The sequence below is a fragment of the uncultured Anaerococcus sp. genome (assembly GCF_963510575.1).
GTDB lineage: Bacteria > Bacillota > Clostridia > Tissierellales > Peptoniphilaceae > Anaerococcus.
The window spans coordinates 1-6,622 of sequence record NZ_CAUPFR010000087.1 but is presented as its reverse complement, the minus strand read 5'-3'; the positions used below and the strand labels follow the sequence as shown (position 1 = coordinate 6,622).

7 protein-coding genes are annotated in these 6,622 nt (G+C 34.1%); 6 read left to right on the top strand and 1 reads right to left on the bottom strand.

What is annotated here, in order from left to right:
• From RQ907_RS06775 to RQ907_RS06750, 6 genes are all read left to right on the top strand, one after another.
• On the top strand, positions 1–1,258 hold a 1,258-nt coding region (locus RQ907_RS06775), incomplete at its 5' end, for a hypothetical protein (RefSeq protein WP_311492619.1).
• Positions 1,236–1,904, top strand: a complete 669-nt coding sequence (locus RQ907_RS06770) for a response regulator transcription factor (protein ID WP_311492618.1) — start codon at positions 1,236–1,238, stop codon at positions 1,902–1,904. The genes RQ907_RS06775 and RQ907_RS06770, both read left to right, overlap by 23 nt.
• A complete protein-coding gene (locus RQ907_RS06765; protein ID WP_311492617.1) occupies positions 1,897–2,865 on the top strand; it encodes a HAMP domain-containing sensor histidine kinase in 969 nt (322 codons plus the stop codon). Before RQ907_RS06770 ends, RQ907_RS06765 begins: the two co-directional genes overlap by 8 nt.
• A gap of 9 nt (positions 2,866–2,874) precedes the next feature.
• On the top strand, positions 2,875–3,306 hold the full coding sequence (locus RQ907_RS06760) for a hypothetical protein (protein WP_311492616.1): 432 nt from the start codon (positions 2,875–2,877) through the stop codon (positions 3,304–3,306).
• A 1-nt stretch (position 3,307) separates the two neighbouring features.
• The gene (locus tag RQ907_RS06755; RefSeq protein ID WP_311492615.1) at positions 3,308–4,231 is read left to right on the top strand and encodes a restriction endonuclease; all 924 of its coding nucleotides are present in this window, start codon (positions 3,308–3,310) and stop codon (positions 4,229–4,231) included.
• 87 nt (positions 4,232–4,318) lie between these two features.
• Complete coding sequence (locus tag RQ907_RS06750) at positions 4,319–5,431, top strand: hypothetical protein (RefSeq protein WP_311492614.1); 1,113 nt, start codon at positions 4,319–4,321, stop codon at positions 5,429–5,431.
• Positions 5,432–5,472: 41 nt separating this feature from the next.
• Here RQ907_RS06750 and RQ907_RS06745 read toward each other — a convergent pair.
• On the bottom strand, positions 5,473–6,622 hold a 1,150-nt coding region (locus RQ907_RS06745), incomplete at its 5' end, for a peptidase S41 (RefSeq protein WP_311492613.1).

The window sequence follows — 6,622 nt, the reverse complement described above, 5'->3', positions numbered from 1 at the left end:
ACTAAGTCTTATAAGTATATTTTTGCTTATACTTTTTTTTATATCATCAAAAATTCTCCAAAAGACCAGCGAGAAGGATTTGATTGTAAGGAAAAGTTTGAGCCTAACTTTCAAGAAAGACAAGGCTTCCCTGCTTTTTACAAGTTTTATGCTAATTATAGGCACTTTTATCCTAGCCTACACCATCTTAACCAGTGTAGCTTCTAAAAATTCCCTAGAAAGACCGGTCGACTTTACCCTTTATGATTCCAAGGAAAAAATAAATTCATTGGCAAAAAACCCAGATATGAGTCAAATGATTGGTGAAATATATCCTATTTTTGGTTATGAGTATAAGGATATCCAATCTGGTGAAATTAACCAATTAGTCAAGGAAAATCCTAGCCTTGATAGGCAAACAAAAAATGAGTTTTACTTTCAACCAAGGTTTTTACTTAGGGAAACAACATTTGAAAATATTTATAAGACCAAAGTTGATTTAGGCTTAGATGAAGCAATTCTCCTAGCAAGTAGTGAAAATGAAAAATATGCTCTTGAGGACACTTTAGAGAAAAATGCTTTGTCTATAAAATTAGGAGGCAAAGATTTTAGGCTAAGGCCTCTTGTGATGTCGAATAAAATTTTTTCTAACGATGTGATTAAACTTTCTAGCATGGTTGTTGTAAACGATAAGGTTTACGATAAATTAATAGGAAAAAAATCTCCCTTTGCCTATAATGTTAATATAAGCAAGGATTTTGTAAATTCTTTTGGTTTTTCTAGGGGATCAGATATGTTGAGGGAGGCCTTTATCAAGGGAGGCTATAAGTACGAATCCTACATCTGGCAGGCAAAAAATGCCATTTCTCAGATTACGGAAAATCTTTATACCTATTTTTATCTGAGTTTAATTTTTATCCTAGCTGGTCTAAGTTTTTTTACAATCAGGATTTTTATTCTCTTTGAAAAATCTAAAGAAAAACTAAAAACCTTAAGGCTTTTGGGCCAAGACATGGATGAAATAAGGTCTATAATCAAAAAGGAATACACAACACTCTTTCTTACTGTGGGCCTTGTTTCAATTATTGTGTCAATATTTTTATTTACCAAAATACCATATACAATGAATATATTTCTCGAACTAAAACTTAGCACAATAATTGGGACCTTATCTTTAATTGGCCTGGCACTTTTGATTTTGATGGGCCTATTTTTGAGGTTTATCCTAAGAATGAGCTATGAAAGGATTGTTGATTATGAAGAAAATTTTGATAATTGAAGACGATAGGAATCTCTTAAATGAACTAAGGGAATTTTTGGAAAATAAGAATTATGAAGTGGCAAGCGTAGATAATTTCCTAAAGGCAAGTCAAATTGCTCTTGACCAAAGACCTGACCTTGTGATTTTAGATATAAATTTACCTGGGATTTCTGGTTTTGATATATGTAGGGAAATCAAAGAAAAATCAAATATTCCTATTTTGATGCTTACATCTAGGGTTGGGATTGAAGATGAGATAAGGGGTCTAGAAATAGGAGCAGATGAATATCTAGCCAAGCCAGTCGATACAAGGAGATTAATTTTAAGGATGGAAAAACTCCTAAATTTATTTGACCATTTCCAAGATATCCTAAATATAGGTGACCTAAATTTAGAAATATCTACATCAAAGTTGTCTTACAAGGATACCTACTTAATCCTACCCCAAACCGAAGCCGACATTGTCAAAAAACTTATGGAATCCTACCCGGAAATAGTATCCAAAGACGAACTCTTGGAGGCTGTGTGGTCAACAATTTATATAGACGAAAACATCCTCCAGGTAAATATTACCAGATTAAGAAAAAAACTAAAAAACTTAGGGCCTTACAATATCTACAACAAGAGAGGCAAGGGATACGGACTTGGAGTTTGCGATGAATAGTACATTTAAAGACGGACTTCTTTGGATAGTGGCCTTTTTAGCCTTGGATATTTGCTTTATTTTTTTAATATACCTAATTGGACCAACTTTAATTCACAACTTTATAATATTTATTCTTTTATTTACCATCTTGGCTTTAGTTTTTATCCTAAGGACTATAAGGAAAAGAAATAAAAAAAGAATAGAACTTCTGGAAGAATTTCTGATAAAAAATTCATTTTTAGCCAAGGATGCCCTAGTGGGAGAATTTGGAGATGACTATAAGAAAATCTTTGATGACTATCAGTTGGCGATAAAAATAAAGGATAAGAGGCTAGAAGAAGCTAGATCTAAACTCATTTCCTACAGGGAATTTATAGAAATGTGGGCCCACGAGATAAAAACTCCCCTAGCCTTTGCAAATTTATTTCTAGAAAACCACAAAAATGTCTTCGATAGGCAAAGTATTGAAAAACTAAGTCTTGCCAACACAAATATAGAAAATTATATAAACCAAATCCTATATTATGCAAGGCTTGATGCTAGTAAAAAAGACTATAAGATGGAGGAAGTTTTTGTAAAAGATTGTCTAGATGAAGCCATAAAGGCCTATTACCCCTTAATTGCTGAAGCGGGGATTATTATAAGGGAAGATGTGGGGGAGGTCAAAGTATTCACAGACAAAAATACTTTGATATTTATCATTTCCCAAATTATTTCAAATGCGATTAAATACTGTGATGGAGTTATAAATATAACCAATAAGGGTAAAAATCTTTATATAGGAAACAATGGGCCTAAAGTTGCTGATCAAGATATAGCCTTTATTTTTGAAAAGGCCTTTACAGGCGAAGTTGATAAAATTCACAAATCAACGGGTATGGGACTATATTTGTCAAAACTCTATGCTAAGGACCTTGCCATAGATATAGAAGTGGTTGAAAATAAGGACGGAAACTTTGTAATAGGCTTAAAACTTTAAGGAGATTCTATGATTTTAAAACCTTACAGAGAAGTATTTAGCCTTCATGATTCTAAAATTTTTGCAATCAAGAGGAGGGAAAAGGACTTTGAAATAAGCCTTGCAAGCATGGTTATTTTTGAAAATGGTAAATCTTTCGCCATAGATAATCCAAAAATTATTTGCCATGACCTTATAGACATAGAAGCTAACAGGGCTTATCCTGTGAGGATAGTAGTATTTGAAAAAGAGCCTAAAAATTTAACCATTGATGAATTTAAGGACTACACCTTTGATATTATAGAAGAAGCCTATGGTGAAGGTCTCATTCACTTTTATGGTATAGGTAATTTTTATAAAGATGGGAGGCCATCTGCTTTTGACATGTCCATAGATATTTTTTATAGGGGAGAAATAGAGGCTATTTGGTCAAGGAAAGACCAGGTCGAAATTAAGAGATAGTATGGAATTAAGTAAGAAGTTCGAGCTTCAAAAGTGTAAAAATAAAATAAAATACCAGATAAAACACGGTGATGTGCCTATTAAGCTTGATCCAAACCTTGATGAGGCCATAAAATACCTCTTGTGGTATGTGCCAAATATTAATTCAGAGCAGGCTAATAAGGAAGATTTGCTTATTAATTTAGAATACGATGACTATGTTTTTGAAGAGTTAATGGCTGTGATGAAGCTTAGGGATATTGACGTGCTTTTTATTAATTCAATCAAAAATTACATTGTAGATGACTTTAGGAAGGGAATATGCCTAAATGATCAAAAAATCGTCATGACTTTGGCAGATGGGGAGACAAAGACAATGAGCCTTTTAAGACACGTTAGAAACGCAATTGCCCATGGAAATTTCAACGTAGTCCAAGGTTTGCTCATAGGTTTCGATATAAAAAGACTTAAAGAAGGAGAAATCCAATACAGGGGTATTTTCAAGATAAAGCCAGAAGGACTTTTGAAAGCCCTAAGGAAAATCCTCTTTGACCTATCAAGTCAGGAATTTATTTCAGAGGCCTTTAGGAGAGCAGGTTATAAAGTTGAACCCTATCAGGAAGAATACCAGAGAAGTCACCGTTTTGACCTCTATGCTAAAAAGAATGATAAACGCTTTGCCCTAGAAATTAGGAATTATAAGTATGACCACAAGATATCAGAAAAAGAAATTAAGAAAATGATAAGGGACTTTAGGGGAGCTGTTGAAGATTTAATTCCTGTTTTAATTATAAATTCTACTTATCTTACAGACCATGCAAAGGAAAAACTTCTCCGTGCGGATGTTATAATTTTGGATATCAAAAATATAAAGAAGATGCACAAGGGCAGGGATATGGTAGGAGAAATCCTTAGGGATAATTCTATTTTTAAAATGAATTATTAAGGAAATAAAAGTAAAATTTTAATTTATTTTATGTTCCGGTATAATAAACATACATTGTTTAAAATGATTATATAATAAGGAGGAATTATGACTGAAATAAATAATCAAAACCAAGGCGAAAGTACGAGGAGAAATCGCCAAGAGAGAAGGAAGGAAATCTTAATTGACAGAGAGGCTAGACTTGATGCTGGTAGGAACTTATCTTGGTCTTCTATAATAGCAGGCGCTGTTTCAGGAGCGGCTGTATTTACAGTTTTGAGTTTATTGACAGCAGCTTTAGGATTTGGAATTTTTTCGGCTAACTCTGCTAATCCTTTTGCTGGAATTGGAATTTTTACAGGACTTTGGACTGCCATCACTCTCATAGTTTCATTTTGTGCAGGTGGTTTTGTAGCAGGTTATGCAGCAAGATCTACAGGTCTACTACATGGGGCAATTACTTGGGCAGTAACAGTTTTACTACTATTTACCCTTGTATTTAATGCGGTAGCAACAACATTAGGTATTGCAGGCCAAGCAGCAGGAGCTGTTGCTGGTTCGGCTGCAAATGTTGCAGGCTCTGCCATAAGCGGGGCAGGAGATGCTGCAAGCTCTGCAATCGGAGCAACTGTTGATAAGGTTGGCGAAGGAATCGAAGATGTAGATACAGAAGAACTTCAAACAAACCTAAAAAAATACCTAGCCGATACAGATGTTGAAGAATTAAAACCTGATTATCTTGAAGAAGTAGTTAAAGAAAGCAAGGATGAAATATCAAAAGCAGTAAAGGCTATAGCACTTAATCCAGAAAGTGCTGGTTCTGAAATTGATAAGTTGACAAAATCACTTACAAAAAAAGCTGAGACTGTAGCAAATGCTGCTGATGAGGATGCTATTGCTAATGCAGTAGCGAAAAATACTCAACTAAGCCAAGCGGAAGCAAAAGAAATTAGCAAAAATATTTATGATGAACTTGATAAGGCAGCTGTGGAAACAAGCAAGGCAATAAACCAGGCAAGCGATAAGATTAACGAACTTGCCAAAGAAGCAAAAATCACAGCTGACGAGACAGTAGAAAAGGCAAAAGATAAGGCAGATAAGGCATCCAACGCAGTATCTATTGGAGCGGTCCTAACCTTCCTAGGCCTAATTGCAGCACTCGCCATATCAGCGATTGCAGGCAGAAAAGGCGAGGAATTTGCCATAAGAAATTTTAGATAAGAATCAAAAATAGACCCCTAGGGGTCTATTTTTTGCGTTTTTCATCGTATTAAAGAAAGCATGGATGAAATAGGATATTTAGAGTTTATTCTCTGATTGTATTCAAGATACCTATTAGGTCCTTCGGCCCTGGCTGTATTTAGGGAAATGATTAAGCCAGAGTGGTCAAGCATGAAAAGACTTGGTGGAAATTCATAAATCCTATCCTGAATTGTAGGATTTGGATCTAGGGCATTTTTAACTACATAGGCATTTGAAGATTCCTTGAAAATTGATGCAAGTTTAATTGCTTCGTTGGCTGTATTTGCATTTGTAAGTATATAAATATTTCTAGATGCAAAAGTTGTATCTTTTTGTATTTTTAAGGAAACTTGGTCGTAGTACATATAAGGCTTTAGGTCGAAATGTTCAACTTTTTCCTTGTATTTACCAGAAAGATTTTTCACAAAGGCAGTTTGGTATGGTGATTTTTCATCATCTTTTATATCCTTTAGGGTGTTTTCTATTAAGTTGCCCCTGTAAAATATCAAATCTTCTTTGTTGTAATCTTGGTGGATAAAGTATTTGGCAAATTCATTTACAAAAATATCATTAAGTGAATTATTATCGGATAAATCAATAAGCATAGTTGAAATACCTGGTGCTGCTGTCAGAGATTTTATTGTTTCATCAATTATTTTTTTTATATCACCTACCTTGAAATTTGGCAAGGATACTCTCAGAATGCGACCATTTTCAATCCCAACTGACGCTTTATTAACATTTTTTTCGTTAATAATTCTTTTATAACGGTTCACTACCTGAGGATTTTCCAAAATTTCCTTCATGGAAGACCCCTTTTTGTTTTTGTAATAATTAAATAAGTCAGTGTAACTATCCTTATCTAGAATCTTGGTAGTTGAATCGTTTATCAAACTTAAATATTCACCCAGAAGCATAAAGAAATCTTGGTCGGTCTTTGAGCTAGTTATTTTTTTTCTATACTCATCACTTTTTTTAGTGAATTCTGTAAAAGATTCCGCATTTGATTTATCTATGGCATAATTTTTTATAATTGTTTCATAGAGGAGGTCAAAGTCAGCATTTTTTTCGGCACTTGTTAGACTCCTGCCTTCTGTTGAAGAAATGAAGGCTGTTGTTGATAAATCCTTAAGAACTTCATCCCTAAAAGCAGGGTAACCTGTCCTCGCA

Excerpts from the sequence above, each read along its gene's own strand:
- RQ907_RS06770 (WP_311492618.1), top strand. The coding sequence starts at position 1,236 with ATGAAGAAAATTTTGATAATTGAAGACGATAGGAATCTCTTAAATGAA.
- RQ907_RS06765 (WP_311492617.1), top strand. The coding sequence starts at position 1,897 with ATGAATAGTACATTTAAAGACGGACTTCTTTGGATAGTGGCCTTTTTA.
- RQ907_RS06760 (WP_311492616.1), top strand. The coding sequence starts at position 2,875 with ATGATTTTAAAACCTTACAGAGAAGTATTTAGCCTTCATGATTCTAAA.
- RQ907_RS06755 (WP_311492615.1), top strand. The coding sequence starts at position 3,308 with ATGGAATTAAGTAAGAAGTTCGAGCTTCAAAAGTGTAAAAATAAAATA.
- RQ907_RS06750 (WP_311492614.1), top strand. The coding sequence starts at position 4,319 with ATGACTGAAATAAATAATCAAAACCAAGGCGAAAGTACGAGGAGAAAT.